This is a genomic window from Nocardioides ferulae (assembly GCF_003660455.1).
In the GTDB taxonomy this organism is placed as follows: Bacteria; Actinomycetota; Actinomycetes; order Propionibacteriales; family Nocardioidaceae; genus Nocardioides; species Nocardioides ferulae.
In genome coordinates this window covers 37,988-61,428 of sequence record NZ_QZVR01000030.1, presented here as the reverse complement: position 1 = coordinate 61,428, position 23,441 = coordinate 37,988, and the positions used below count along the sequence as shown (strand labels likewise).

Annotated in this window: 23 protein-coding genes and 1 tRNA gene; 11 read left to right on the top strand and 13 right to left on the bottom strand. The window is 71.8% G+C overall.

Features of this window, described 5'->3' with window-relative positions:
- Positions 1 to 206 precede the first annotated feature (206 nt).
- Both D6B71_RS21145 and D6B71_RS21140 read left to right on the top strand, forming a co-directional pair.
- A complete protein-coding gene (locus tag D6B71_RS21145; protein ID WP_121258786.1) occupies positions 207 to 419 on the top strand; it encodes a DNA-binding protein in 213 nt (70 codons plus the stop codon).
- Complete coding sequence (locus tag D6B71_RS21140) at positions 409 to 624, top strand: helix-turn-helix domain-containing protein (RefSeq protein ID WP_338036813.1); 216 nt, start codon at positions 409 to 411, stop codon at positions 622 to 624. The genes D6B71_RS21145 and D6B71_RS21140 overlap by 11 nt, the downstream gene beginning before the upstream one ends.
- Positions 625 to 834: 210 nt before the next feature.
- Here D6B71_RS21140 and D6B71_RS21135 read toward each other — a convergent pair whose 3' ends face one another.
- Both D6B71_RS21135 and D6B71_RS21130 read right to left on the bottom strand, forming a co-directional pair.
- The gene (locus D6B71_RS21135; RefSeq protein WP_121258784.1) at positions 835 to 2,487 is read right to left on the bottom strand and encodes an RNA-binding domain-containing protein; all 1,653 of its coding nucleotides are present in this window, start codon (positions 2,485 to 2,487) and stop codon (positions 835 to 837) included.
- A gap of 124 nt (positions 2,488 to 2,611) precedes the next feature.
- Positions 2,612 to 3,790, bottom strand: a complete 1,179-nt coding sequence (locus D6B71_RS21130; RefSeq protein ID WP_164519768.1) for a tyrosine-type recombinase/integrase — start codon at positions 3,788 to 3,790, stop codon at positions 2,612 to 2,614.
- Positions 3,791 to 4,555: 765 nt separating this feature from the next.
- On the opposite strand from D6B71_RS21130, the gene D6B71_RS21125 reads away from it, so the two are divergent.
- Positions 4,556 to 5,299 (top strand): hypothetical protein, encoded by a 744-nt coding sequence (locus D6B71_RS21125; protein ID WP_126688340.1) that lies wholly within the window; start codon positions 4,556 to 4,558, stop codon positions 5,297 to 5,299.
- 24 nt (positions 5,300 to 5,323) lie between these two features.
- On the opposite strand, the gene D6B71_RS21120 is transcribed toward D6B71_RS21125, so the two are convergent.
- A complete protein-coding gene (locus D6B71_RS21120; RefSeq protein WP_206051902.1) occupies positions 5,324 to 6,049 on the bottom strand; it encodes a sterol desaturase family protein in 726 nt (241 codons plus the stop codon).
- Complete coding sequence (locus D6B71_RS21115; protein WP_121258781.1) at positions 6,046 to 6,768, bottom strand: FadR/GntR family transcriptional regulator; 723 nt, start codon at positions 6,766 to 6,768, stop codon at positions 6,046 to 6,048. Before D6B71_RS21115 ends, D6B71_RS21120 begins: the two co-directional genes overlap by 4 nt.
- Before the next feature lie 96 nt (positions 6,769 to 6,864).
- Between D6B71_RS21115 and D6B71_RS23655 the strand changes: the two genes are divergently transcribed.
- The 4 genes from D6B71_RS23655 to D6B71_RS21095 are packed head-to-tail and all read left to right on the top strand — an operon-like array spanning position 6,865 to position 10,025.
- On the top strand, positions 6,865 to 7,695 hold the full coding sequence (locus D6B71_RS23655) for an SURF1 family protein (RefSeq protein WP_164519767.1): 831 nt from the start codon (positions 6,865 to 6,867) through the stop codon (positions 7,693 to 7,695).
- On the top strand, positions 7,692 to 8,111 hold the full coding sequence (locus D6B71_RS21105; protein ID WP_240641619.1) for a DUF3817 domain-containing protein: 420 nt from the start codon (positions 7,692 to 7,694) through the stop codon (positions 8,109 to 8,111). Before D6B71_RS23655 ends, D6B71_RS21105 begins: the two co-directional genes overlap by 4 nt.
- A 10-nt stretch (positions 8,112 to 8,121) precedes the next feature.
- On the top strand, positions 8,122 to 9,000 hold the full coding sequence (locus D6B71_RS21100) for a patatin-like phospholipase family protein (protein ID WP_121258778.1): 879 nt from the start codon (positions 8,122 to 8,124) through the stop codon (positions 8,998 to 9,000).
- On the top strand, positions 8,997 to 10,025 hold the full coding sequence (locus D6B71_RS21095; RefSeq protein ID WP_121258777.1) for a 1-acyl-sn-glycerol-3-phosphate acyltransferase: 1,029 nt from the start codon (positions 8,997 to 8,999) through the stop codon (positions 10,023 to 10,025). The genes D6B71_RS21100 and D6B71_RS21095 overlap by 4 nt, the downstream gene beginning before the upstream one ends.
- Before the next feature lie 21 nt (positions 10,026 to 10,046).
- On the opposite strand, the gene D6B71_RS22975 is transcribed toward D6B71_RS21095, so the two are convergent.
- Entirely contained in the window at positions 10,047 to 10,736 is a 690-nt protein-coding gene (locus D6B71_RS22975) for a hypothetical protein (protein ID WP_164519766.1), read from the bottom strand.
- A gap of 222 nt (positions 10,737 to 10,958) precedes the next feature.
- On the opposite strand from D6B71_RS22975, the gene D6B71_RS21080 reads away from it, so the two are divergent.
- Together D6B71_RS21080 and D6B71_RS21075 are read left to right on the top strand one after the other, a co-directional pair.
- Positions 10,959 to 11,471 carry a peptidylprolyl isomerase gene (locus D6B71_RS21080; RefSeq protein WP_121258774.1) on the top strand — a complete coding sequence of 171 codons (513 nt, stop codon included), beginning with the start codon at positions 10,959 to 10,961 and terminating at the stop codon, positions 11,469 to 11,471.
- Between the two features lie 22 nt (positions 11,472 to 11,493).
- Positions 11,494 to 12,438: a rhomboid family intramembrane serine protease gene (locus D6B71_RS21075; RefSeq protein ID WP_121258773.1), complete on the top strand. Its 945-nt coding sequence runs from the start codon at positions 11,494 to 11,496 to the stop codon at positions 12,436 to 12,438.
- Positions 12,439 to 12,822: 384 nt separating this feature from the next.
- Here the strand turns inward: D6B71_RS21075 and D6B71_RS21070 are convergent, their stop codons facing one another.
- Positions 12,823 to 13,296, bottom strand: a complete 474-nt coding sequence (locus D6B71_RS21070; protein WP_240641618.1) for a cell division protein CrgA — start codon at positions 13,294 to 13,296, stop codon at positions 12,823 to 12,825.
- 71 nt (positions 13,297 to 13,367) lie between these two features.
- Here D6B71_RS21070 and D6B71_RS21065 point away from each other — a divergent pair, with 71 nt between their 5' ends.
- Positions 13,368 to 14,219 (top strand): DUF881 domain-containing protein, encoded by an 852-nt coding sequence (locus D6B71_RS21065; protein ID WP_121258772.1) that lies wholly within the window; start codon positions 13,368 to 13,370, stop codon positions 14,217 to 14,219.
- Here the strand turns inward: D6B71_RS21065 and pknB are convergent.
- Genes pknB through D6B71_RS21030 form a run of 7 tightly spaced genes read right to left on the bottom strand, consistent with a single transcriptional unit; the run spans position 14,216 to position 23,288 of the window.
- Positions 14,216 to 16,024, bottom strand: a complete 1,809-nt coding sequence (gene pknB, locus D6B71_RS21060) for a Stk1 family PASTA domain-containing Ser/Thr kinase (protein WP_121258771.1) — start codon at positions 16,022 to 16,024, stop codon at positions 14,216 to 14,218. The genes D6B71_RS21065 and pknB overlap by 4 nt on opposite strands.
- A complete protein-coding gene (locus D6B71_RS21055) occupies positions 16,021 to 17,619 on the bottom strand; it encodes a serine/threonine-protein kinase (RefSeq protein ID WP_206051901.1) in 1,599 nt (532 codons plus the stop codon). Before D6B71_RS21055 ends, pknB begins: the two co-directional genes overlap by 4 nt.
- Positions 17,616 to 19,097: a peptidoglycan D,D-transpeptidase FtsI family protein gene (locus tag D6B71_RS21050; RefSeq protein ID WP_121258770.1), complete on the bottom strand. Its 1,482-nt coding sequence runs from the start codon at positions 19,095 to 19,097 to the stop codon at positions 17,616 to 17,618. The genes D6B71_RS21055 and D6B71_RS21050 overlap by 4 nt, the downstream gene beginning before the upstream one ends.
- Positions 19,094 to 20,560 (bottom strand): FtsW/RodA/SpoVE family cell cycle protein, encoded by a 1,467-nt coding sequence (locus tag D6B71_RS21045; RefSeq protein WP_476739135.1) that lies wholly within the window; start codon positions 20,558 to 20,560, stop codon positions 19,094 to 19,096. The genes D6B71_RS21050 and D6B71_RS21045 overlap by 4 nt, the downstream gene beginning before the upstream one ends.
- Position 20,561: 1 nt before the next feature.
- Complete coding sequence (locus tag D6B71_RS21040) at positions 20,562 to 21,893, bottom strand: PP2C family protein-serine/threonine phosphatase (RefSeq protein WP_121258769.1); 1,332 nt, start codon at positions 21,891 to 21,893, stop codon at positions 20,562 to 20,564.
- Positions 21,890 to 22,375, bottom strand: a complete 486-nt coding sequence (locus D6B71_RS21035) for an FHA domain-containing protein FhaB/FipA (protein ID WP_121258768.1) — start codon at positions 22,373 to 22,375, stop codon at positions 21,890 to 21,892. The genes D6B71_RS21040 and D6B71_RS21035 overlap by 4 nt, the downstream gene beginning before the upstream one ends.
- Positions 22,368 to 23,288 (bottom strand): FhaA domain-containing protein, encoded by a 921-nt coding sequence (locus D6B71_RS21030; protein WP_338036812.1) that lies wholly within the window; start codon positions 23,286 to 23,288, stop codon positions 22,368 to 22,370. The genes D6B71_RS21035 and D6B71_RS21030 overlap by 8 nt, the downstream gene beginning before the upstream one ends.
- 28 nt (positions 23,289 to 23,316) lie before the next feature.
- On the opposite strand from D6B71_RS21030, the gene D6B71_RS21025 reads away from it, so the two are divergent.
- A tRNA-Leu gene (locus D6B71_RS21025) sits at positions 23,317 to 23,400 on the top strand.
- Positions 23,401 to 23,441: the final 41 nt, after the last annotated feature.

Genomic DNA, 23,441 nt, shown 5'->3' with positions numbered 1-23,441 from the left:
GGCCACGGGGTGGGGAATTTCAGTGAGCAGAACTGGGGAGATTCACCTGAGCGTCATCAACATTTCTTGTCGGACTTGATCGCTCCGCGCTGCCTTTCGGACGTAGGAGACCGGGAGGACCCGAGGGCTCCTGTCCGATCCGTGGCAGTCGCCGTTGCTTCTCCCCGTATGAGCGCAACCCGCGTTTCAGATTCGAAGGAGTCGACATGTCCATCAAGCCGCTGGGAGTCCCCGACGAGTGGGACGACAACCACATCCTCATGTTCGAGGAGTTCTGCGCGTTCATCCGTACGCCGCAACGGACCGTGCGCGAGTGGCGCCGCCTCAAGCGCGGACCGCGCTGGTGGCGGTTCAACGGCAACGGCCGTCTGTACACGACCGTCGGCGAGCTCCGCCGCTTCCTCCGGGATGGCGAGTGAGATGGGCGCCCAGCCGGCGAGCGACCGGCCCCGGTGGCTCAGCATCCCCGCCGCAGCCGCATGGGTGAGCGTTTCGGTCAAGACGATCCGGCGCCGGATCGCCACCGGCGAGCTTCGGGCGTACCGGTGCGGCAAGAGCATCAGGGTCAAGACCGACGACCTGGAGGCGATGATGCGGCCGGTGCCCTCGGCGAAGGACTGGTGAGTGCTCGGCCCGGCGTCAGACCCGACCAAGGTATCCACGAGAGGTTCGATGTCGCTGCCCCAGCCCGATGGTAGGTGGCGGGGTATTCGTCCATGTGTAAGTTGGCGCTTCCTCTCTCACACTTACACATAGACAACCGGGCTCTGACCTGCGCAAACGTGGCCACGCCCGTGCGCATATGCATATGCACATGCGTAAGACGCAGCTCAGTTACACAAGTTCCCAGCGCGGCTTCTGGGTGCTGCCAGCGTTGCGGATCTGACCGGCTCGGCGCATCTTGGCGAGGAGGTTGGTGATCTTGTTGCGCTTCTGCTCGTCATCGAGAGCGTCGCTGAGCTTGTCCCACAGCAGGTCGTTGATCTCTTGCCGTGACGCTCCACCGAACTGGGTCAGGTAGTCCGTGATCAGTTTCGCGTAGTGAGTGTCGGACTGCGCTCGCGTGCGGATGTAGTCCGCCTTGGTAGCGGCGGCGGCCGCCACGGCGGAAGACACGTGGAGGTTGGGGCTCCGCCCCTCGATCAGGTGCGCGCGCCGCAGGCGCGCCGCGGCATCCTTGCTGATCGGCAGCTTCTTCTGGACACGGTCCAGGGCTAGCACGTCCTCCAGCGGCAGGTCGGTGTGCTGCATCAACTGCTCACTGTAGTTGGTGTCGATCACCGCGCCGTAGATCGTCAGCTTCACCGCGCCGTGCTCGGAGAGGTCGTAGTCGGGGAGTGGGAGGTAGCGCTTGACCTGCGAGAGATTGATCGTCCGGACACCGAGCCCCATGCGGTCGATCATGTTGAGCTCGGTCATGGCATTGACGAGGAACGGGTTCCGATAGCGCCTGGGCATCCGCTCCTCGGTGACGTACTCCTCGGGCGTGCCATCGAAGAACGAGCCCGCGTTCTCCAAGACGACTCTGTCGACGCGCTCGACCACGATGATGCGCGAGCCGGTCCGGTAGTCGGCGTGGGCGACGCAGTTGTGAATCGCCTCAAGGACGCTCTTGCGGTCGTACTTCTGGATCTCTGTCTGAATCAGCGTGCCCGGCTGGAGCAGTCGGACCTGCACATTGCGGATGCGCTCGTTGACCTTGCTTGTGTTGATGAGGAACGGCAGCCCGAAGTGCTCGTACGCCTGCTCTTCGCCGCTCAGCTTCCAGGTGATCTCCGCGAGGAGGGGCGAGAGCAGGTGAGCGGAGGTGTCTCGCCCAAGGAGCAGAACCGCAGCGCGCGTGATCCCGCCCTTGATCGTGAGCTTCGCTCGCTCGAGGAACGTCTCATCGGACCATCCGGCGATCTCGTCCGCATCGAGCCGGGGATGCCGGGTCGCGAAGGCGGCTCGGGCTGCTGCAAGGGCCTCTGGGTCAAGGTGCTCGATCGTGGCATTCGGCAGTACGACCGCTGACCAGTCGTCGCTGGCGTCCTGCTGGCGGATCTCGTCGAGCTTGTTGAGGTCGAGCGGGCCGAGGCTCTCGCCGTTGCGCGCGTAGTAGTGGCCGTTCCAGGAGATCGGGATTCCGCGTGGTGCGGGCGGAACCTCGAAGAGGAGGACCCGGCCCTCGGGGTGATTGAGTTCGTGAATCTCGTGGAACGTCGCTCGCGGTGACGAGCTGTTGGCGATGTCCTGCTTGAGGCCTTGCAGCCGCGCGCGATCACGGCGGTACTTGCTGCCGATGACGGTGCGGGTCTTGTTGTCGACGCCGAAGACGAGCCAGGCGCGGTCGACGCTGCGGAGGTTCGCCTCGTTCGACAGCGCCGAGAAGTATTTGCCGATGTCGGAGGTCGAGAACCCTTCGCCACCACTCTTGAACTCGACGACCTCGTTCTCCCAGCCGTCGATCAAGCTGGCGAGGAGTGCGTTCAGCTCATCGGGACTCATCGCGCGCTCCTCCGGGCCGGGACAGATCGGTGCGTCACTGTCGCACCAATCGTGAGTGGACAACCGTGCATCAAATTGTTGCCCCACTGGGGCAACAATCTGACGGATGGTACGGACAGGACGATCACTCCGACCTCCGCGAGTCACGCCAGGCGTCGTACGTCTGGCCGATCTTCTCGGCCAGCGACCGGTCCCGGTCGAGCGTGGCGTGTTGGTAGATCGCCATCGCGGCCTGCGATGCGTGGCCGGCACGGGCCTGGAGCTCGGCGGCGGTGGCGCCGTGCTGGCCGGCCAGCGTGAGGGCCGTGTGCCGGAGGTGGTGGATCGTGAGGTCGGGCCGACCGGCGGCCTCGCGAGCAGGGCGGTACCGGTCCATCAGGTAGCGGACGCTCATGTGGTCGGTCCGGTCGCCGGGGAAGAGCAGCCCTTTCGGTCCCTCGGCCGTGTGCTCGAGCAGGTGTTCCTGGAGCATCTTCAGGAACGGTGGTGGGACGTGGACGGTGCGCACTCCGCTCTTCGTCTTCGGTGTGCTGATCGGCCGGCCGCACTCGCGGCAGGCGCCGCGGGCGGAACGGTTGGCGTCCTTGTCGACCTTGCGGGTCACGTCGATCCGCCCAGTGACGCCGTCGGCGTCCGAGCGCCGGAGCTCCAGCAGCTCGCCCTCGCGCAAGCCGACGAAGGCGGCCAGGACGATCAGCAGCTTCAGCCGCTCGGGCATCGCGTCGATGATGACCGCGAGCTCGTCGAAGGTGGCCGGCACGGCCGCCCGCTTGACCGGCGCGCTGCTGGCGCCGCGGATCTTCGGGGGAGCCCGGTCGATCAGTTCCTCCTCCTCGGCTGCCTGGAGGAGTGATCGCAGGAGGCGGTAGGCGGCTGCGTTGGTCGACTCGGTCGACGCGTCGAGCGACGCGCGCCAAGCCTTGATCTCCGCGAGGGTCACGTCGCGCAGCGGCATCTCGCCGAAGTAGGGGAGGATCCGCGAGTCGAGCAGGGACTCGTAACCGCGAACCGTGTTTGGGCGCAGGCCGCGCTCGGCGACGTAGCGCTTCGCGAACGCCCGCACGGTGTTGGCCGCGGCCTCCCGCTCGCGCTGCTCGGCGGCAGCCTTCCGCGTAGCCGGGGGCGACCACTCGTCGCGATCGATGAATGCCCGCTCGGTCGAGAGCCAGGCCTCGGCGTCCATCTTCGTCCGGAAGCTGCGGGAGTAGCGCGTGCCGTCGGGCATCGCGTAGCGGGCGCGGTAGCTGACGCCGCTCGCGGTGGACCGCCGCTCGACCTCGCCGAATGCTCGTCGTCGGGCCATCCCGAGACCTCCCATCGAAGCTCCGTGGGGGAGACTTCCCCCACGATTGTGACCCACGGGGCCACCAAATCGCGGATCCTAGGCGTTCTGCCCCTTGCTTGCGCAGCAGCGCCAGGGGGACCTGTGGGGGAAAGGGTGGCACATTATGGCCATCAAAGACCACGTGTGACCTGCGAAAACACGCTCAGATCGCGCACCCCACGGCGGTTGAAGATGCTTTGCAAGCAGGGGGTTAGGGGTTCGAGTCCCCTAGGCTCCACCGACAGAAGCCCCAGGTAGCGCGGCTTCGCCCCGTGTCCGGCAAAGCCGCGCGCTACAGCTCCTGGACGTGACATCTCGCCAGCGCGTCGTAGGTCGACGGACATAACGACGCATCGGGCCCTCCCTTCCCGCGCTCGCTCGCCTCTCGCCACGCGCTTAGGTCCGTCGTGGTACGAGATGACCTCCGCGGCTGCCGCTATCGGCCCCGGCCTGCTTTGATCGGGGATCGACCGCGCGACGGGGCAGGGAAGGAGGCGATCGGCTCTGCGTGTGAGGCAGTGGGGAGCTGACCCGGTTCCGCGAGCCGGCACGGGCGTTCGCAGCGTTCGGCTGCGCGTGGCCATGCTGATCGCATTCGCGTTGGCGCTGGCGGGCTGCAGCGGCAACGACGGGCCTCCGGCGGCTGCACCGGTTACCAGCACGCCCGCGGAGGCGGCCGACTACCGGCCCCTGGCCCCTCCGGCCCGTGCCGTCTTGGCCCTCGTGCCCCCCGAGGCGGCTGTCGTGACCGTCACCGACTACGACGCGCTCCGACGAGAGCTGGGTGTCCCGGACCTCGGCCCCGACGACGACCCAACCCGGCGCGCGACCTTCTGGCGACAGGCGGCCACGCGGGCGCCGCTGCTCACCCGAGGAGTCCTCGCGAACCCCGATGACCGGCTCCGTGCCGACTTCGGATTCGGCCGCGACGACGTGGCCTGGGAGGCGCACGTGAGCGACGCGGACGGCGCCCCGCTCGGCTGGGTGCTGGCCATGCGGCCCGGCGTCGACTGGCGAGGAGTACGCCGGGCGGTCACCGCGGGCGCGGGACCGCTGTTGGGCGCGGCCGTGCGTGCCGAAGACGGCCTGGTGCTCTCGGGTGGGGTCGGGGAGGTGAGCGGCAGCTGGGCCACCACCCCGGAGGTCACCGGCGTGCTGCGTGAGGTGCCCGCTGCGGCAGCCACCTACATCGAGCTCGGCTGCCGGCGCGGCAGCGAGGCGGCGGCGACCTCCGCACTGGAGCCGCTGGCGGCGTACGCGGTGACCTTCGAGGGCGGTCTCGCGACCGCCTGGCTGGGGCCGGACCGCACCGACCTGTTCGCCCGTGCCGACCTCGGAGGGGACGATCCGCTCTTCGTCGCCGGGTTCGAGGGCGGGGTCGGCGACCCCGGCACGGGCCGGATCGGCTTCCGGCTCACCGACCCTGCGGCCGCTGCCCGCTACACCGCGCGGCACGGTCTGCCGGCCGGCGCCTGTGCCCAGGAGTGAGTCGAGTGCCGCTCGCAGGCGCGGTCAGTGCGCGTCGGTGGCGTGGAGCGCGCGCACGGTGGGCGAGGTCGGGACGGTGGCGGGGTCCGGGCAGGTGCCGAACAGCCGGTCGGCCGTGCCGGCCGTGGTGACGGTGAACCAGTAGTGCTCGCTCTTGTAGTGGTGCAGCCGGTGGTTGCGCCACACCGCGCGGTACCACCGAGAGCGCGGCCGGTAGTCGCTGTGCAGCAGGTAGTGGGTCCACTCGTAGCCGGACATGATCGCGAAGACCGAGACGAGCAGCGTGAGCATGCTCGGGGTCGTCGGCATCACCAGCCAGGCGACGCCGACGTAGGCCGGGAACAGCCACAGCTCGACCTGCCAGGGCACGAAGACCAGCGGGATCGCGCGCGGGTCGGCGTGGTGGGCCCGGTGCTTGCGCGAGAGCAGCGGGTCGACGGTGACCGGCCCGACCCGCCGCGGCCGCCAGTGCAGGATGCAGACGTGGACCACCCACTCCACCACCGGCAGCAGGGCGACCAGCCCGGCCGGCACCGCCAGCTCCCACCAGGCACCACCGCCGACAGAGAACCGCGCGGCCACCGAGCCGACCAGCCCGGTGGTGAGCAGCCACGGCGAGGGGTGTCGCCAGAACGAGCGCCACGCCTGCCGCAGCGACACCGGGGTGCGGCGCGGGCCGGTGATCCGCTGCTCGTCGGCGGCCACCCGCCGGGCGGCGAGCTCCTCGACGCGCGGGTCGACCTTGGTCACGGGGCCTCCTCCAGTCGCTCCAGGGCGGACAGCAGCTGGGTGGTCGCCGGGCGCAGCACCCGGTCGGCCGCCGCCCGCGCCGTCTCCGGGTCGCCGGAGCCGAGGGCGGAGGTGAGCAGCCGGTAGGCGTCGACCTGCCCCACCTCGGCGGCCATCAGCGGGGCCAGCGCGTCGAGCGCGGGCTCGTAGGCGGCGCGGAGGCTGTTGAACATCAGCCGGAAGACCATCGAGTCGGCCGCGTCGACCACCTGGTCCCAGAACGCCAGGGCGTGCAGCTGGCGCTCGACGTCGTCGTCGGTGGCGGCCAGCGCGTCGAGCGTCTCGGTGAGCGCGGCGGCCAGCGTGGGGCCCCCGCGCTCCGCGGCGAGCGCCGCGACGGCGGGGCCGACCGCGAGCCTGGCCTCGAGGATGCTGCGCGCCACGTCGGGGACGAGCGTGCCGCCGCGGACCAGGAGACGAGGCAACAGGTCGAGCCCGGCGTGGCGCCGGAAGTCGCGAACCGTGGTGGCACCGCCGTGCCGGACGTCGAGCAGCCGGGTCTGGGCCATCCGCTGCAGGGCCTCACGGACCGCGGGGCGCGAGACGCCGAGCACCTCGGCCAGGCGCCGCTCGCTCGGCAGCGCCTCACCGGGGGCCAGCTCGCCGTCGACGACGCCACTGAGCACCTGGTCGAACACTTCGTCGGGCACCGAACGGCGGTGCACAGGGTGAAGGGGCATGGCCACGAACTTAGGCGGCCGGTGGACAGAGGTCAAGAGGTCAGACCAGTTGTCCCCGGTCCGGTCGTCCTGGGGAGCGCGACGTACCCTGAGGGGGTGTCCCCCTTGCTCGCCCCGCGGTACTGGGGCGTGCACCTGCTGGCTCTCGCCGCCCTCGCGGTGGCGGTCTCGCTGGGGCTGTGGCAGTACGACGCGTTCCAGGCGCATCGGGCCGAGGAGGCCCGCGACCTCACCCTCGGTGAGCCCCGGCCGCTGACCGAGGTGATGGGCCCCGACGACCCGTTCCCGGCCCGGTCGGTCGGTCAGCCCGTGGTCGTCGCCGGGTCGTGGGTCCCCGACGGCACGGTGTTCGTCTCCGGACGCGAGGACGCCGGCCGCGACGGCTTCTGGGTCGCCACCCCGGTCGCGGTCGACCAGCCCGCGGCCGCGGCCGAGGACGCACCGGCGCTGTACGTCGTCCGCGGCTGGACCGAGGACCCGGACGCCGCGCCGCCCGCGCCCACCGGCGAGGTCGAGCTGGTCGGGTGGCTGCAGCCCACCGAGGGCACGGGCGAGATGGACGCCGACCGCAGCGACGACGTGCTCCCGCAGCTGCGCACCGCCGACCTGGTCCAACACGTCGACCAGGACCTCTACGGTGCCTACGCCGTGGTCGCCGACCGGGTGGCCCCCGGCGACTGGCCGGTGGGCCCGGACGCGGTGAACCCCGGCAGCGCCGGCCTCGAACCCGCCGCGCTCGAGCAGCTGCCCGAGGTCCCCGGCTCCACCGGCCTGCGCAACCTCCTCTACGCCATCGAATGGTGGGTCTTCGGCGTCTTCGCCGGCTACATCTGGTGGCGCTATGTGCGCGACGTCACCGAGCAGCGGGCCGCGGCCCAGGCGGTCGCCCGGTCCACCGACGACCACCCGGTACCGTCGGGCTCGTGAAGGCTGCCCTGCTCCGCTACCGCGTGATGGCCACCATCGTGGGCGTCCTGCTCGTCGTGCTCTGCCTGGTCGGGCTGCCGCTGCACTACGGCTACCACCTCGTCGACGCCGCCTTCCTCGAACCGCCCGCCTACAGCGACGGCGACGAGGGCGACCTGGCCACCGCGGGGTGGGGCTACCGCCTCGGCACGAACATCTCCGCCTACCTCGGCGTCGCCCACGGCTGGCTCTACATGATCTTCCTGCTGGCCGCCTTCCTGCTCGCTCGCAAGGCTCGGTGGGAGACCGGCTTCACCGTCGTCACGCTGATCTGCGGCACGATCCCGCTGCTCAGCTTCTGGGCCGAGCACCGCGCCACCCAGCGGGTCCGCCCCCTCGTCGCCGCGGAGGAGGATCAGCCGGTCCCCGCCGGCTGACGGGCGCCCCATGACCACCGCGTTCGTGCTCGGCGGCGGGGGCGTGCTCGGCGCCGTCGAGGTCGGCATGTTGCGGGCCCTCTTCGAGCGCGACATCCGTCCCGACCTCGTGCTGGGCACCAGCATCGGCGCCCTCAACGGGGCGCTCGTCGCCCGCGACCCCAGCCCCGCGGTGATCGAGCGGCTCACCGACCTGTGGCGCGACGCCGCCGAGAGCCCGCGCCAGGTGTACGGCGACCGGCCGCTGCGCACCGTCCGCCGCGCGATGGCGACGGGGACGCACCTCTACTCCTCCAAACCGATCAAGCAGCGCCTCGTCGACGAGCTCGGCGACCTCCGGTTCGAGGACCTCGCCGTGCCGTTGCACGTGTGCGCGGCCAGCATCGAGCGGGCCGCCGAGCACTGGTTCAGCAGCGGCCCGGTCGTGGACGCGGTGGTGGCCAGCGCCGCCGTGCCCGGACTGCTGCCGCCGGCCCGGGTGGGCGAGGAGCACTACCTCGACGGGGGCATCGTCAACTCGATCCCGGTCGCGAAGGCCGTCCAGCTCGGCGCCGACCGGCTCTTCGTGCTGCAGGTGGGCCGGGTCGACCGGCCGCTGGCCGTGCCGCGGCGCCCCTGGGAGGTGGCCCGGGTCTCCTTCGAGATCGCCCGGCGACACCGGTTCGTGCGCGAGCTCGCCGACCTGCCGGACCACGTCACCGCCCACGTGCTCCCCGCGCGGGGGACCAGCGGCAAGGACGACACCCTGCTCGGCACCCGTGACTTCGGCACGGTCCAGACGCGGATCGACCTGTCCTACCAGGCCTCGCGCGACTATCTCGAGCAGCAGCTCGGCCGCGGGCCCGGCGAGCAGTCCGAGCCGGCCGGCGAGCCTCCGGACCGGCCGTGACCTGGCTGCTGCGTCGCTTCGTGGTGGCGCCGCTGGTCATCGTGCTCGCCGTGGCCGCCTGGGTGCTACTGCCGTTGTGGGCGCTGGCCGCTGCCGCGCTGTCCCCGCTGTTGCCCGGCCGCTGGCGGGCGCTGCGGCTGCTGTGGATCGTGGTCCTCTACCTGACCATCGAGGCGGTGGCGCTGGCGGTGATGCTCGGTCTGTGGCTGGCCGCGGGCTTCGGCCGGCGGCTGCGCACGCCGTACTTCGAGGGCATTCACTACGACCTGGTGCAGGGCGTGACCTGGGTGTTCTTCCGCGAAGCGCGACGCGTGCTACGGCTGCGCATCGCCACCGACGGCCCGTCGCCGGCCAGCCACCCCGGCCGGCCGCTGCTGGTCTGCTGCCGGCACGCGGGCCCGGGCGACTCGTTCACGCTGATCTATGCGCTGATGCACTGGTACTCGCGGGAGCCGCGGGTGGTGCTCAAGGACACCATGGCCTGGGATCCCATGATCGACGTCGTCCTGCGCCGGGTGCCGGCCCGGTTCATCAGCCCGGCGCCGGGCGAGGGGGCGGACCTGGAGTCGCAGATCGCCGAGCTCGCCACCGGCCTGGACGCCGACGACGCGTTCGTGATCTTCCCCGAGGGCGGCAACTTCACCCCCGCCCGGCGGCAGCGCGCGATCGACCGGCTGGAGCGGCTCGGCATGCACGCGATGGCGCGTCGTGCCGAGGGCATGATGCACGTGCTGGCGCCGAAGCCCGGCGGCCTCATCGCCGCCCTGGACGCAGCCCCGGACGCCGACGTCGTGCTCGTCGCCCACACCGGGCTCGACCACCTGCTCACCGTGCGGGACCTGTGGCGCGAACTGCCGATGGACAAGCAGATCGTGATGCGCTGGTGGCAGGTGCCGAGGGCGGAGATCCCCGAGGACCGCGACGGGCGCATCGACTGGCTCTACGGCTGGTGGGAGCAGATCGACGCCTGGATAGCGGAGAACCGGCCGGAGGATCTCTCCTCCGGCCGGTCCGGTGCGCGATGACGAGGAGCCTGGGCTCCTGGGTCAGGGAGCCTTGGGCTCGTCGTCGATCGAGACCACCTCGGCCGGGTCGTCCGGCGTGGTGACGGGGTGCGGCTCCTCGGCGCTGTCGGCGATCGCCTCGTCGGGCGCGGAGCCGCCGGTGTCGGTGGCCTCCTCGGCGACCGGCATCGGGGCCGCCGGAGCCGGGGCCGGAGCCGGCGTGGGGGTGTAGGAGGACTGCCAGTTGTCGCTGGCGCCGCCGCCCTGGAGCTTCTTGGCCACGAACGCGACCACGCCCGCCACCACGGCGAACAGGGCCAGCTTCTTGACCTTGCCGCCCTTCTTCGGGGCCGGCTCGCCCTTGAGCTCGGCCACCTTCGCCGCAGCCAGCTCCTTGCCGGCAGCCGCCTTCTCGCCGGCCACCGCGGCGCCGGTCGCGATCAGCGGCGCGGCCTTGGCGCGGGCGTCCGCGAGGGCGGGCCCGGCCTTCTCCCGGGCGTCCGCGAGGGCGGGTCCGGCCTTCTCCCGGGCGTCGTGCAGCCCGGCCACGGCACGCTCGCGCGCCTCGTGGATCACCGGGGTCGCCTTCTCGCGGGCCTCCGCGATCAGGGGGAGCGCGGCGGCCCGAGCGGACGCGACCGCGTGCTCGACCTGCGGCTTGACCGTCTCGACGTACTCGGCGGCCTGCTCCCTGGCCTGCTCGATGAGGGTCTTCTTCTTGCGCAGACGCATCCGTGTCTTCCTCTCGTCGGTTCTCCACATTCGACCACGCCAGGCACGGGGCGACCAGTGTCGCGACCACCCCCCGACCAGCACAGGGGGGCTTGGGCCGTCGTGGGAGGATCAACCCGCATCGGCACGCCGGTTTGCGGCGTGCGACACGGGGTCGTGCGCGCCCGGGCTCCCGGCCGCGCGGCGTACCCCACACGTACCCACTTGCAGCGAAAGGCAGTCATGGCTGACCAGCAGGCCGTCCTGAAGACCAACCGGGGCGACATCACCCTGAACCTGTTCCCGAACCACGCGCCGCAGACGGTCGAGAACTTCGTCGGCCTCGCGCAGGGCACCAAGCAGTACGACGCCGGCAACGGCAAGACGGGCCCGTTCTACGACGGGCTCGGCTTCCACCGCGTCATCGACGGCTTCATGATCCAGGGCGGCTGCCCGCTCGGCACGGGCACCGGCGGTCCGGGCTACACCTTCAAGGACGAGTTCCACCCCGAGCTCGTCTTCGACAAGCCCTACCTGCTCGCGATGGCCAACGCTGGCCCCGGCACCAACGGCTCGCAGTTCTTCATCACCGTCGGCCCCACGCCTCACCTGAACCGTCGCCACACCATCTTCGGCGAGGTGGCCGACCAGGCCTCGCGCGACGTGGTCGACGCGATCGCGACGACCGCCACCGGCCCCGGCGACCGACCGGTCGACCCGGTGGTCATCGAGTCGGTCGAGATCCTCGGCGGCTGACCCTGTTCGACCCCCGCCGCCGATGACCACCCCTCCGGGCCCCACCGGCCCGCCGGACTCCGGGGTCGGGGTGCCGACCTGCTATCGACACCCCGACCGCGAGTCGCACATCCGCTGTCAGCGCTGCGAGCGCCCGATCTGCCCCGACTGCATGCACGACGCGGCGGTCGGCTTCCAGTGTCCGCAGTGCGTCGCGGAGGGCCGCAAGGCCACCCGCACCGGCCGCACGGCGTACGGCGGGCTGCGGCCGACGAACGCCTCGATCACCTCCGGTGTCCTGGTCGCGCTGAACGTGGCCGTCTGGCTGGCGATCCTCGCCACCGGTCGCTCCGGCAGCCGCCTCGTCGACCTGCTCGGCCTGCGGCCCAGCGGGGTGTGCGACCTGCAGAACGGCTACGTCAACGTCTCGGTCGGCGAGGCGGTGTGCTCCCAGGGCGGCGGCCTGTGGCTGCCCGGCTTCGCCGACGGCGCCTACTGGCAGGTGCTGACCTCGGGGTTCACCCACGTCACGGTGATGCACATCGGCTTCAACATGCTGGCGCTGTGGGTGATCGGCCCGCAGCTGGAGATGGTGCTGGGCCGGGTCCGGTTCCTGGCGCTCTACCTGCTCTCGCTGCTCAGCGGCTCGGCGGTGGTGCTGTGGGCCGCGCCCGAGCTGCAACTGACCCTCGGGGCGTCCGGTGCCATCTACGGGCTGTTCGCCGCGTTGATCGTGGTCGCCCGCAAGGTCGGCGCCGACATGCGCCAGTTCTGGGCGCTGATCGCGGTCAACCTCTTCATCACGTTCGCGGTGCCGAACATCTCCTGGCAGGGCCACCTCGGCGGCTTCCTCGGCGGCCTGACGATCGCCGCGATCCTGGTGCTCCCGCCGCGCCGGGTGCGCACGCCGGTGCAGATCGCTGGGCTCGCGGTGCTCGCCGTGCTCCTCGCCGTCGCGATCGTCGTGCGAACGGCCGGGCTGGCCTGAGCTCTCCCGTCGCAGCCCGGTGCCGCCCGTGCGGCGCCGGGCTCTTCGGCGTGCGCTCGTCCGCGGGAGCCCGCCCCGGTTGTCCACAGCTGTGGAATCACATGTGGAGAATTACCTCGATGTAGTTCTCCACAGGAGTTATCCCCAATGTGGAGAACCGGCCGCGGGGTCTGCGGCTACGGGTGATCCGGGTCACGAGCGGTCGTGAGGCGCGATGTAACGCGGTGTTCCGGTAGCTACCGCGGCGCCGCGACACCGCGGTAGCTACCCGGACGCCGCGTTACATGCCGCGGGCAGACCGGGGCACTCCCGAAATGCCCACGGGCCGGCGCGGCGCCCGAAGGCGACCGGCACCGGCCCGTGCGCGACGGACTCGATCGCGGGCTACTCCCAGCGGGTGGCGAAGGCGAAGCCCACTGCCATGAACCCGATGCCGACGAAGAGGTTCTTCTGGCCCAGGTCGTCGAAGACCGGGATGCTGCTCAGGTCGTTGCTGAAGATGTAGAACGTGCAGATCCAGACCAGGCCGATCAGGAAGCAGCCGAGCATGCCGACCACCACGCCGCGGCCGCGGCCCAGGGGGGTGCTCGGATGGGCGCTGATCATCAGGCCCAGGAAGAGGGCACCGAAACCGATCAGGTAGTTCCAGTCGCCGAGGTCGGCCATGAACGCGGGGTTGCCGGCCACGCCGTCGTCGCCGACCCGGGGGACCGCGTAGTAGTAGGCCATCCACGCGATGCCGCCGACCATCAGCACCAGCGAGACGATGAAGCGGGGCGAGAACATCGGAGCGCGCTCCACGGCGAAGGTGTCCTGCTTGGCCTTGAGCTTCGACTGCCTGGCCTTGGGCTTTGACACGGGTGCTCCTCGTCGGGTCGCGCGGTGCGGGCCCGGGTACACGCTCGGGGCCCCCGGCTACCTTAGTGGGCATGGCCACCGGTTCCCACGCGAGACCCGCACACGAGGAGGAGACCCCCTCCCCGCGCGCGGGCTGGCGCGCCCGGCTGCCACGCCGCGCGCAGCACGACCCACAGGGCAGTGAGCAACGCGACTCCGGTCGGCGCCGCGGACTGTGGCGGGTCGGCACGCCCCTGGTGGCCATCGGCAGCGGCGCGCTGTTCGCGGTCAGCGCCGCCAACAGCGACGGCACCGACCTGCGACCCGGCCGCTACACCGACCTCGCCTCGCTGGTCAGCAGCGAGGCCGAGCAGTACGACCGGCTCGAGGAGCGGGTGCGCGACCTCAACGAGGAGGTCGACGAGCTCTCCGCCGAGGTCAACGAGCGCGACGTCAACCGCCTCCGGGCCCAGGCGGCGCGGCTCAGCGACCCCGCGGGGCTCGAGCCGCGCAGCGGCACCGGCGTGCGGGTGACGCTGTCGGACGCGCCCGAGGAGGTCCAGGACTCCTCCACCCAGGACCCCAGACTCCTCGTCGTGCACCAGCAGGACATCCAGGCCGTGGTCAACGCCCTGTGGGAGGGCGGCGCCACGGCCATCACGATCCAGGGGCAGCGGGTCATCACCACCACCGGCATCAAGTGCGAGGGCAACGCGATCCTGCTGCAGGGGCGCCCCTACCCGCAGCCCTACGTCATCGAGGCGGTCGGCGACCCGGCGACGATGGTGAGCGCCCTGGTCACCGACGAGTTCGTCGCGACCTATCGCGAACAGTCCGAGGTCCCCGACGTCGCCGTGGGCTGGGGCCTGGAGACGCTCGCCGAGGTGGAGGCGCCGGCGTACGAAGGACTGCTCGACCTCAGCTACGCCGAGCCGCTCCGCTAGCTGCTAGCTCGGCCAGGCCGCCTCTCCGCCGTCGCTGACCGCTGGCCGATCAGCGGGGACTCGGACTCGGTCGGGGTGTCGGTCGGCACGTCGGTCGGGGTGTCGGTGGGCTCGGTCGGGCTCGGCTCCTCGGTGGGCTCCTCGAACGCCGAGACCACGATCGTCACCTCCGACTTCTCGGCGAGGATCTGGCCCGGCTGCGGGCTCTGCTGGACCACCTCGCCCTTGGGCGCCTCCGCGTTCGGGTCCTCCACCACGAACGGGGTGAACCCCGCGTCGGTGATCGCGCGCTCGGCCTCGGCCCGGCGCATGCCCACGACGTCGGGCACCTCCTCCTGACCGTCGGAGTAGGAGACGGTCACCGTGGCGCCGTGGGGGATCTCGGTGCCGGCCGTCGGCTCGATGGAGACAACCTGCCCGGCGGGCAGGTCGGCCTCGACCTCGCGCATCTGCGGTTTCAGCCCGGCGTTGCGCAGCTCGGCACCGGCGGTCTTGCGGGACTGGCCGACGACGTCGGGCACGATCACCATCGGCTGGCCGGTGGAGACCACAACGGTGACCAGCGAGCCCGGGTCGACGTAGAGGTCGCGGTCGGGGTCCTGGCTGATCACCTCGTCGACCTCGGCCTCCTCGTCGGGGGAGTAGTCGACCTCGACCCGCAGGCCCGCCTCGCCGATCGCCGCGCGGGCCTCGGCCTCGGTCATCCCGATCAGGTCGGGCACCTGCACGTCGTCGGGCTCCGACTCGAACATGCGGGGCAGGAAGTACGCCGCCGCACCGATCAGCAGCAGCACCAGCAGGCCGGCCAGCACCCACCGGCCGACGTGGCGTCGCGGGTCGTCGTCCTGGGCCGGCGGCAGCGGCGGACGCACCGCCGTCGGCTCGGCCGGCGGCGGGACCGGCGCGGTGACCGCGGTCGGCCGCGGCGGGGCCAGGGAGACCTGCACCGGTCGGCCCGCGAGGTAGCGCTCGATGTCGCTGCGCATCGCGGCGGCGGACTGGTAGCGGTCCTCGACCCGCTTGGCGAGCGCCTTCATCACGATCGCGTCGATCTCGGGGGACAACTCGGGGTCGTGGGTCGACGGCGGCTCTGCGGGCTCGCGGACGTGCTGGTAGGCGACGGCCACGGGGCTGTCGCCCACGAACGGCGGCCGTCCGGTGAGCAGCTCGTAGAGCAGGCAGCCGGCCGAGTAGACGTCGGAGCGGGAGTCGACGGTCTCTCCCCGGGCCTGCTCGGGGGAGAGGTACTGGGCGGTGCCGACGACCGCCGCGGTCTGGGTCATCGTCGACGAGGCGTCGCTGATCGCCCGGGCGATGCCGAAGTCCATGACCTTCACGTCGCCGCTCGGGGTCAGCATCACGTTGCCGGGCTTGATGTCGCGGTGGATGATGCCGGCGCGGTGGCTGTAGTCGAGGGCCGCCAGCACGCCGCTGGTGATCTCGAGCGCGCGCTCGGGCAGGATCTTGCGGCCCTCGCGCAGGATGTCGCGCAGCGTCCGCCCGGCGACGTACTCCATCACGATGTAGGGCTGGGCCACGCCCGAGCCGTCGGTCGCGGGCTCCTCGCCGGTGTCGTAGACCGACACGATCGACGGGTGGTTCAGCGAGGCCGAGGACTGTGCCTCGCGGCGGAACCGGGCCTGGAACGTGGCATCGCTGGCGAGGTCGGTGCGCAGCCGCTTGACCGCGACCACCCGGCCCAGCCGGGCATCGGTGCCCTTGCGCACCTCGGCCATGCCGCCCCTGCCCAGCAGCTCGCCGAGCTGGTAGCGGCCGCCGACGCTCGGCTGCTGCGGATCGCTCATCGCCGGACGTCCTCTCGCTCGCTGCGCTCACCGGTGTCGAGGGACGTCGCCGACCCGTCGGCGGCGGCTTCGCCGGAGGGTACGACGCCTTCGCCGTCCGTGCCCGCCCCGTCGGTCGCCGCGGGGGTGCTCGGCGCCTCGGTCGGGGTCTCGGTCGGCTCACCGGTGGGTGTCGGGGACTCCGACGGGGTCTCGCTCGGCGTCTCGGAGGGCTCCGGCTCGGTCGGCTCCTCGGTGGGCTCGGTGGGCGTCTCGGTGGGCTCCTCCTCGGGCACCTCGCCCCAGTAGCTCACCGTCACCTGGTCGCCCTCCTGCAGCCGCCCGGTCGGGTTGACCGCGCTGACCAGGCCGGGAATCTCGTCGCCGGGGTTGGCGACCTCGTCGGTGCTGACCTTCAACCCGAGGTCCTTCAGCTCCTCGACCACCTCGTCGAGCGGGCGGCCTTCGTAGGCGGAGGCGTCGACGCGCACGGTCTCGGCGCCCTGGGTGGGGGTGGGCCGGTCGGTGGGCTCGTCGTCGTCACCGCCACGGGAGACGGCGAAGGCACCGACGGCGATCGCGATCAGCAGCAGGACCACCAGCAGCACCGGCCACCAGTTGCGGCCGCGCTCCGGCGCGGCCGGTGCGGCGCCCTGCGCCGGCGTGGGCGTCGGGTCGACCGGCGCGCCCACACCGGTGAGCACCTGGGTGTGCTCGGCGGGAGGGGGGGCGACCATGGCCGCCGCGGTCGGCGGCATCGCCACGACGGCGGTCGCCGGGTCGCGCAGCGCCGCCGCGAACGCCGCACCGTCGGCGAACCGCTCGCCGGGCTCCTTGGCCATCGCGCGCCGCACCACCGCGGCCAGGTCGGCCGGCACCGAGGCCGGCAGCTCGGGGACCGGGTCGTGCAGGTGGGCCAGGGCGGTCGCCACCGGGGAGTCGGCCTGGAACGGGCGGTGGCCGGCGAGGCACTCGAAGGCCACGACGCCGAGCGAGTAGACGTCGGAGGCCGGCGTCGCCGGGTTGCCGCGCGCCTGCTCGGGGGAGAGGTACTGCGGGGTCCCCATCACCTGGCCGGTCTGGGTCAGGCCGATGCCCTCCGCGGCCCGGGCGATGCCGAAGTCGGTGACCTTGACCTCGCGCCGGGGAGTGACCAGCAGGTTCGCCGGCTTGACGTCGCGGTGCACGATGCCCGCCGCGTGCGCGGCACCCAGCGCGTCGCCGACCTGGGCCAGCAGGTCGCGGACCGCCGCCGGGTCGAGCGGACGACCGCCCTGGAGCAGCGCGGACAGCGGCTGACCGTCGACCAGCTCCATCACCAGGTAGGGCCGGGGAACCCCGGATCCATCGGTCGCGGCGGCCTCGCCGAAGTCGTACACACCGGCCACCCCCGGATGGGACAGCGACGCGGCGTGCCGAGCCTCGGTCTCGAACCGGGAGCGGAACAGCGAGTCGTCGGCGTACTCGCGCTTGAGGACCTTCACGGCCACCTCGCGTCCGAGCACCGTGTCGGTGCCGCGCCACACCTCGCCCATGCCGCCGGTCGCGATTCGGGAGTCGAGCCGGTAGCGACGGGCGTCGTCGACGTAGCCGAGGCCTGCCTCAGAGCCGTTCACTGGATCACCGCCTCCATGATCGCCTTCGCGATCGGTCCGCCGAGCACACCGCCGGCGATCTCGCCGCGGTCGATGTTGGCCTTCTGGATCATCACCGCGACGGCGACCTCGGGGTCCTCGGCCGGGGCGAACGAGACGAACCAGGCGTACGGCGGCACGTCGTCGATGCCGCTCTGCGCGGTGCCGGTCTTGCCGGCCACCGAGATGCCCTCGATCGCGGCCGGGCTCGCGGTGCCGTTGTCGACCGTCTCGACCATCAGCTTGGTGACCTCGCTGGCAGTGGTGGCCGACACGGCGTCGGAGTACTCCTCGGGGTCGATCTTGTCGATCACGTCGTAGTCGGGCGACTGGACCTCGTCGACGACGTAGGGGCGCATCACCGTGCCCTGGTTGGCGATCCCGGCCACCACCATCGCCATCTGCAGCGGGCTGGCCTGCACCTCGAACTGGCCGATGCCGGCCTGCCCGGTGTTGGGCTCGTTCATGTCGTCGGGGAAGTTCGAGGCGGCCTGCGGCCCGAGGTCGCGCAGGTAGTCGCCGTCGTTGAACCCGAACTTCTCGGCGATCTCGAGCATGTCGTCGGCCCCCACCTCGATGGCGAGCCGGGCGAAGGTGGTGTTGCACGACTGCGCCAGGGCCTGGGTGAACGGGATCCGGGTGGTGCCGCAGTCACGGCCCTCGTTGTCGATCAGCCCGCTGTCTCCGGAGGTCTGCGGCAGCTGGAAGGTCGCTCCGCCGGGCACCTGGTCGCCGGCGTCGTAGAGCCCCTTCTCGATCGCTGCCGCCGCGGTGAGCACCTTGAAGGTCGAACCGGGGGGGAGCGTCGTCTGGATCGCCCGGTTCAGCAGCGGCTGCGACTCGTCGCGGTCGAGCGACTTGTAGGTGTCGTCCACGGCCGACAGGTCGTGCGAGGCCAGCTCGTTCGGGTCGAAGGTCGGCGAGGAGACCATCGCCAGCACCTTGCCGGTGCTCGGCTCGAGCGCCACCACCGAGGCCTGGACCGGGCCTCCGGAGCTCTCCGCGAGCCCCTGGATGCCTTCGTACGCCGCGTCCTGGGCCGCGGCGTCCAAGGTCAGCTGCACGCTGCCGCCGGCCTGGGAGTCGTTGCGCAGCAGGTCGACCAGCTTGGTCACGAACAGCCGCTCGTCGTCGCCGGAGAGCACCGCGTTCTGCGACTGCTCGACGCCGGTCTGGCTGAAGAACGAGAAGAAGCCGGTGACGTGGGCGTAGCGCAGCGGCTGGTCGTAGACCCGCTGGAACTCGTACTTGTCGTCGCTCTCGACGCTCTCGGCCACCGGGGTGCGGCCCACCAGGATCGCGCCGCGCTCCCGGGAGTAGGCGGCCTCGATCACCCGACGGTTGCGGGGGTCATCGGCCAGCTCGTCGGCGGCGACGTACTGCAGGTAGGTGGCGTTGGCGAGCAGCGCCACGAACAGCAGCAGGCAGAAGGTCGCGATGGTGCGGATCGGCTTGTTCACGTCGAGAGCTTCACCACCTGGGTGGCGTCGTCGCCGAACCCGTCGGAGTCGTCGTTGCCGGAGAGGTCGGGCACCGGGCGCCGGGCCTGGTCGGAGATGCGCAGCAGCAGCGCGATGATCACCCAGTTGGCGACCAGCGAGGAGCCACCGTAGGACAGGAACGGCGTGGTCAGGCCGGTGAGCGGGATCAGCCGGGTGACGCCGCCGATCACCACGAAGACCTGGAGCGCCAGGACGGCGGCGAGGCCGGTGGCCACGAGCTTGCCGAAGCCGTCACGGGAGATCAGCGCCGCCCGCAGGGCACGCTCGACGATCAGGCCGTACAGCAGGATCACCGCCATCACCGCGGTGAGCCCGAGCTCCTCGCCGATCGCGCCCACGATGAAGTCGGACTCGGCGTACGGCACCCGGTCGGGCTGGCCCTCGCCGAAGCCGCGACCGATCAACCCGCCCCACGACATGCCGAACATCGACTCGACGAGCTGGCCGCTGCCCGGTGACTTGTCGTAGTAGGCCATCGGGTCGAGCCAGATGTTCACCCGGTTCTGGATGTGGGAGAGCCGGCCGGTCGTGGCGGAGAACCAGTAGAGGAAGCCGGCGCCGCCGAAGAACATCAGACCGCCGACGATCAGCCAGCCGGGACGCTCGGTGGCGACGTAGAGCATCACCAGGAACAGGCCGAAGAACAGCAGGCTCGAGCCGAGGTCGCGCTGCACCACGAGGATGCTGAGGCTGACCGCCCACATCGCCAGGATCGGGCCGAGGTCGCGCCCACGGGGCAGGTCGATGAAGAGCACCCGGCGTCCGGCCAGGGCGAGTGCGTCGCGGTGCAGCACGAGGTAGCCGGCGAACATCACCACCAGCAGCACCTTGGCGACCTCGCCGGGCTGGAAGCTGAAGGGTCCGACGTTGATCCAGATGCGGGCGCCGTTCACGGTGTTGCCGATGCCGGGCAGCATCGGGAGCAGCAGCAGCGCCAGGGCGCCCAGGCCGGAGGTGTAGGTGAAGCGCTGCAGCACCCGATGGTCGCGCAGCAGGGCGATCGTGAGCACGAACAGCACCACGCCGAGCGTCATCCAGGTCAGTTGCTGCTGGGCGAAGTCGTGCTGGGACTTGCCGGCAGCCTCGTAGGCCAGGTCGAGGCGGTGGATGACCGCGAGCCCGAGCCCGTTGAGCGCCGCCACGATCGGCAGCAGCACCGGGTCGGCGTAGGGGGCGAAGAAGCGCACCACGACGTGGGCCAGCACCACCAGCGCCGCGAGCCAGCCGCCGTAGCCGACCAGGTCGGCCGGGACCTCCTGGTCGACGCCGAGGCCGACCGCGGCGTAGCCACCGACGCCGACGGCCAGCGCGAGCACCAGCAGGAACAGCTCGGCGCCGCGGCGGCGCCGGTGCACGAACCCGATGAACCCGGGGCCGGGGGCGTTGCCGACGGCCTGGGGGGAGGGGTAGGAGCCGGCCACCTCAGGAGCCACCCTCGGGCTCGGGCTCCTGCTTGGCGGCGAGGTTGTCGACGGTGTGCCGCGCGGCGTCGAGGTCGGCGGCGTCGATGCCCTCGCGGACCTTGCCGGCGTCGAAGTCGGAGAGCCGGTCGAGGTCGACGTCGGTGGTCTCGTAGGGCTCCGACAGCGACACGCCCGGCAGGTCGAGGTTGACGCCCCGGAAGATGACGACCTGGCCGCCCTCCTCGCCCACGTAGTACTGCCGCTGGCTCCACGACCAGGCGGCCGCGACCGCGATCCAGAGCAGCCCGACGATGACGACCAGGGCCAGGAGCCGGCGCAACCAGGCGAAGCGGCGCGGTGGGCGCGGCGCGTAGCGGGCGGCCTCGGGGTCCAGCGGGTCGGCGGCCACCGCGAACTCGACACCGGCGGGCAGGTCGTCGGGGATCTCGTCGGCGATCGGCTCGAGCTCGCCGGTGTCGCCGGCGCGGTGCCCGCGGAAGAGGCCGCGGCCGGTGCCGCGAGGCAGCCGGCGGCGCAGTTCGGCGGCCGCGCCCACGAGCAGCGGCTCGGGGTCGGGCTCGGTGGTCTCGGCGTCGGCGGGGACGACGTGCGCCACCACGCAGGTGACGTTGTCGGTGCTGCCCGCCTCGAGGCTGGCGCGCACGAGCTCGACGGCTGCGTAGTCGGGGGTGCCGGAGCCGAGGATGTCGGCGAGGCGCTCGTCGCGCAGCACCCCGCTCGCGCCGTCGCTGCACAGCAGCAGCCGGTCGCCGGCCTGCAGCTCGAGCACGAAGAGGTCGGGCTCGACCTCGTGGACGCCGTCGAGCGCGCGCAGGATCAGGTTGCGGTGCGGGTGCACCCGGGCCTCGTCCTCGGTGATCCGGCCCTCGTCGATCAGCGTCTGCACGAACGTGTGGTCCTGGGTGAGCTGGGAGAGCTCGCCCTCGCGCATCAGGTAGGCGCGGCTGTCGCCGACGTGGCCGATGCCGATCTTCGACCCGTCGAAGACCGCGACGGTGGCGGTGGTGCTGGTGCCGTTCAGCGCGGGGTCCTCGTCGACCAGCTCGGCGATGCGGTCGTGGGCGCGGTGCAGGGCCCCGGCGATCAGCCCGAGGAGGTCGTCGGCGGGTCGCTGGTCGAGCCGACGCAGCTGCTGGACCGCGGTGCCGGAGGCGACGTCGCCGCGGGCCGCGCCGCCGACGCCGTCGCAGACGGTGAGCAGCCACGGGCCGGCGTAGCCGGAGTCCTGGTTGTCCTTGCGGACCCGGCCGACGTCGGAGAGCGCGGAGAAGTCCAGCCGCAGCGGGGGCGCGCCCGTCGCTCCCGCGGACCCGGTGGGGGGAGTGGTCACTTGCGCAGCTCCAGGATCGTCTTGCCGATGCGGACCTGCGTGCCGGGGGTGATCGTGGTGGGCTGGGTGATCCGGGCGGTCCCGATGTAGGTGCCGTTGGTGGAGCCGAGGTCCTCGACGAACCACTGGTCGCCGGAGGCGGCGATGCGCGCGTGCCGGGTCGAGACGTAGTCGTCGTCGAGCCGGATCGCGGCGTCGCTGCCGCGTCCGATCAGGATCGGTGCCTGGTCGAGCTCGGCGCGCTCGCCGGCGTTGGCGCCCTCGGTGACGAGCACGTGGGTGGGGGCGCCGCGCCGCTTGGACGGCTGTCTGCCGGTCTTCGGCGCCTTGGGCGTGGCGCCGCGCCGGCCGCCCTCGCGGGCCGCGGCGGGCACCCGGGCGCCGAACATGTCGGAGCGGATCACCGAGATCGCCGAGAGCACGAAGATCCACAGGATCGCCAGGTAGGCGAGCCGGATGAGGAAGAGCGTCAGCTCAGACAACGACGTCCTCCTCGACGACGCGCAGGGTCATGGTCGTGTTGCCGACCCGCACCACCGACCCGTCGTGCAGCCGGGCGCGCTGCGTCTTGTGCCCGTCGACGAGCACACCGTTGGTGGAGCCGAGGTCGCGCGCCTCGACGACCAGGTCGGAGCCGTCGGCCGCATGGCCCGAGACCGCGAACTCCACGTGGCGCCGGCTCACGCCGGGGTCGTTGATGCGCACGTCGGCATCGGTGCCGCGGCCCACGACCAGCCCGGGCGGGTGCAGCGGCTGTTGGGTGCCGTTGACCTCGAGCAGCGCCCGGGCGCGGCGTACCTGGGTGTGCGTCGCGTGGCCGGTGACCTTCGCCTGGGCCCGGCCGCGGACCCGGAACCGGCCGGTGGTGAGGTCGTGGGCCTCCTCGAACCCGATCGTGATCGGGCCGGGGAAGGAGTAGCCCTGCTGGCGGGCGTGGTCCTCGAGCTGGCGCACCAGCTCGGTCTCGAGCGCCGAGTCGTAGGGCGAGAGCCGGTCGAGGTCGGAGGCGGACAGCTCGACGTGGAACGCGTTGGGGACCAGCCGTCGCTCGCGCGAGAGGATCTGGGCGTTGTTGTCGCACTCGCGCTGGAGCGCGGCGGCGATCTCGACAGGCTGGACCGCCGAGCGGAAGGCGCGCGCGAACGCGCCGGAGACCAGCTGCTCCAACCGCTGCTCGAACCGCTGCAGGCCGCCCACATCGCCTCCTTCTCGCTCGTCGTCGGACTGGGGATCGTCGGCTCGATCCTGCCGGGACCAGGCAGGCGTGACCAGCCCGGCGCGCAGGCAGGCCTCGACGATCGTATCCAGGCCGGGGTGAGAGCCGTCCGGCGCACGGTCCCGGGAGCCCTGGAGCACCTCGCCCGGCAGCAGGTGCCCGGTTTGGGGATGCGGCAAGCCCTGGGATAGCCTGCCGTTGCTTCACGCGCGAGTGGCGGAATAGGCAGACGCGCACGGTTCAGGTCCGTGTGCCCGAAAGGGCGTGGGGGTTCAACTCCCCCCTCGCGCACGTGAGGTCGGTTTAGGTAATACCGGCCGAGCGGTTTAGGT

Coding starts and splice junctions, on each gene's coding strand:
- D6B71_RS21145 (WP_121258786.1), top strand. CDS start 207: ATGTCCATCAAGCCGCTGGGAGTCCCCGACGAGTGGGACGACAACCAC.
- D6B71_RS21140 (WP_338036813.1), top strand. CDS start 409: ATGGCGAGTGAGATGGGCGCCCAGCCGGCGAGCGACCGGCCCCGGTGG.
- D6B71_RS21135 (WP_121258784.1), bottom strand. CDS start 2,487: ATGAGTCCCGATGAGCTGAACGCACTCCTCGCCAGCTTGATCGACGGC.
- D6B71_RS21130 (WP_164519768.1), bottom strand. CDS start 3,790: ATGGCCCGACGACGAGCATTCGGCGAGGTCGAGCGGCGGTCCACCGCG.
- D6B71_RS21115 (WP_121258781.1), bottom strand. CDS start 6,768: ATGCCCCTTCACCCTGTGCACCGCCGTTCGGTGCCCGACGAAGTGTTC.
- D6B71_RS21100 (WP_121258778.1), top strand. CDS start 8,122: ATGACCACCGCGTTCGTGCTCGGCGGCGGGGGCGTGCTCGGCGCCGTC.
- D6B71_RS22975 (WP_164519766.1), bottom strand. CDS start 10,736: ATGCGTCTGCGCAAGAAGAAGACCCTCATCGAGCAGGCCAGGGAGCAG.
- D6B71_RS21080 (WP_121258774.1), top strand. CDS start 10,959: ATGGCTGACCAGCAGGCCGTCCTGAAGACCAACCGGGGCGACATCACC.
- D6B71_RS21075 (WP_121258773.1), top strand. CDS start 11,494: ATGACCACCCCTCCGGGCCCCACCGGCCCGCCGGACTCCGGGGTCGGG.
- D6B71_RS21065 (WP_121258772.1), top strand. CDS start 13,368: ATGGCCACCGGTTCCCACGCGAGACCCGCACACGAGGAGGAGACCCCC.
- pknB (WP_121258771.1), bottom strand. CDS start 16,024: ATGAGCGATCCGCAGCAGCCGAGCGTCGGCGGCCGCTACCAGCTCGGC.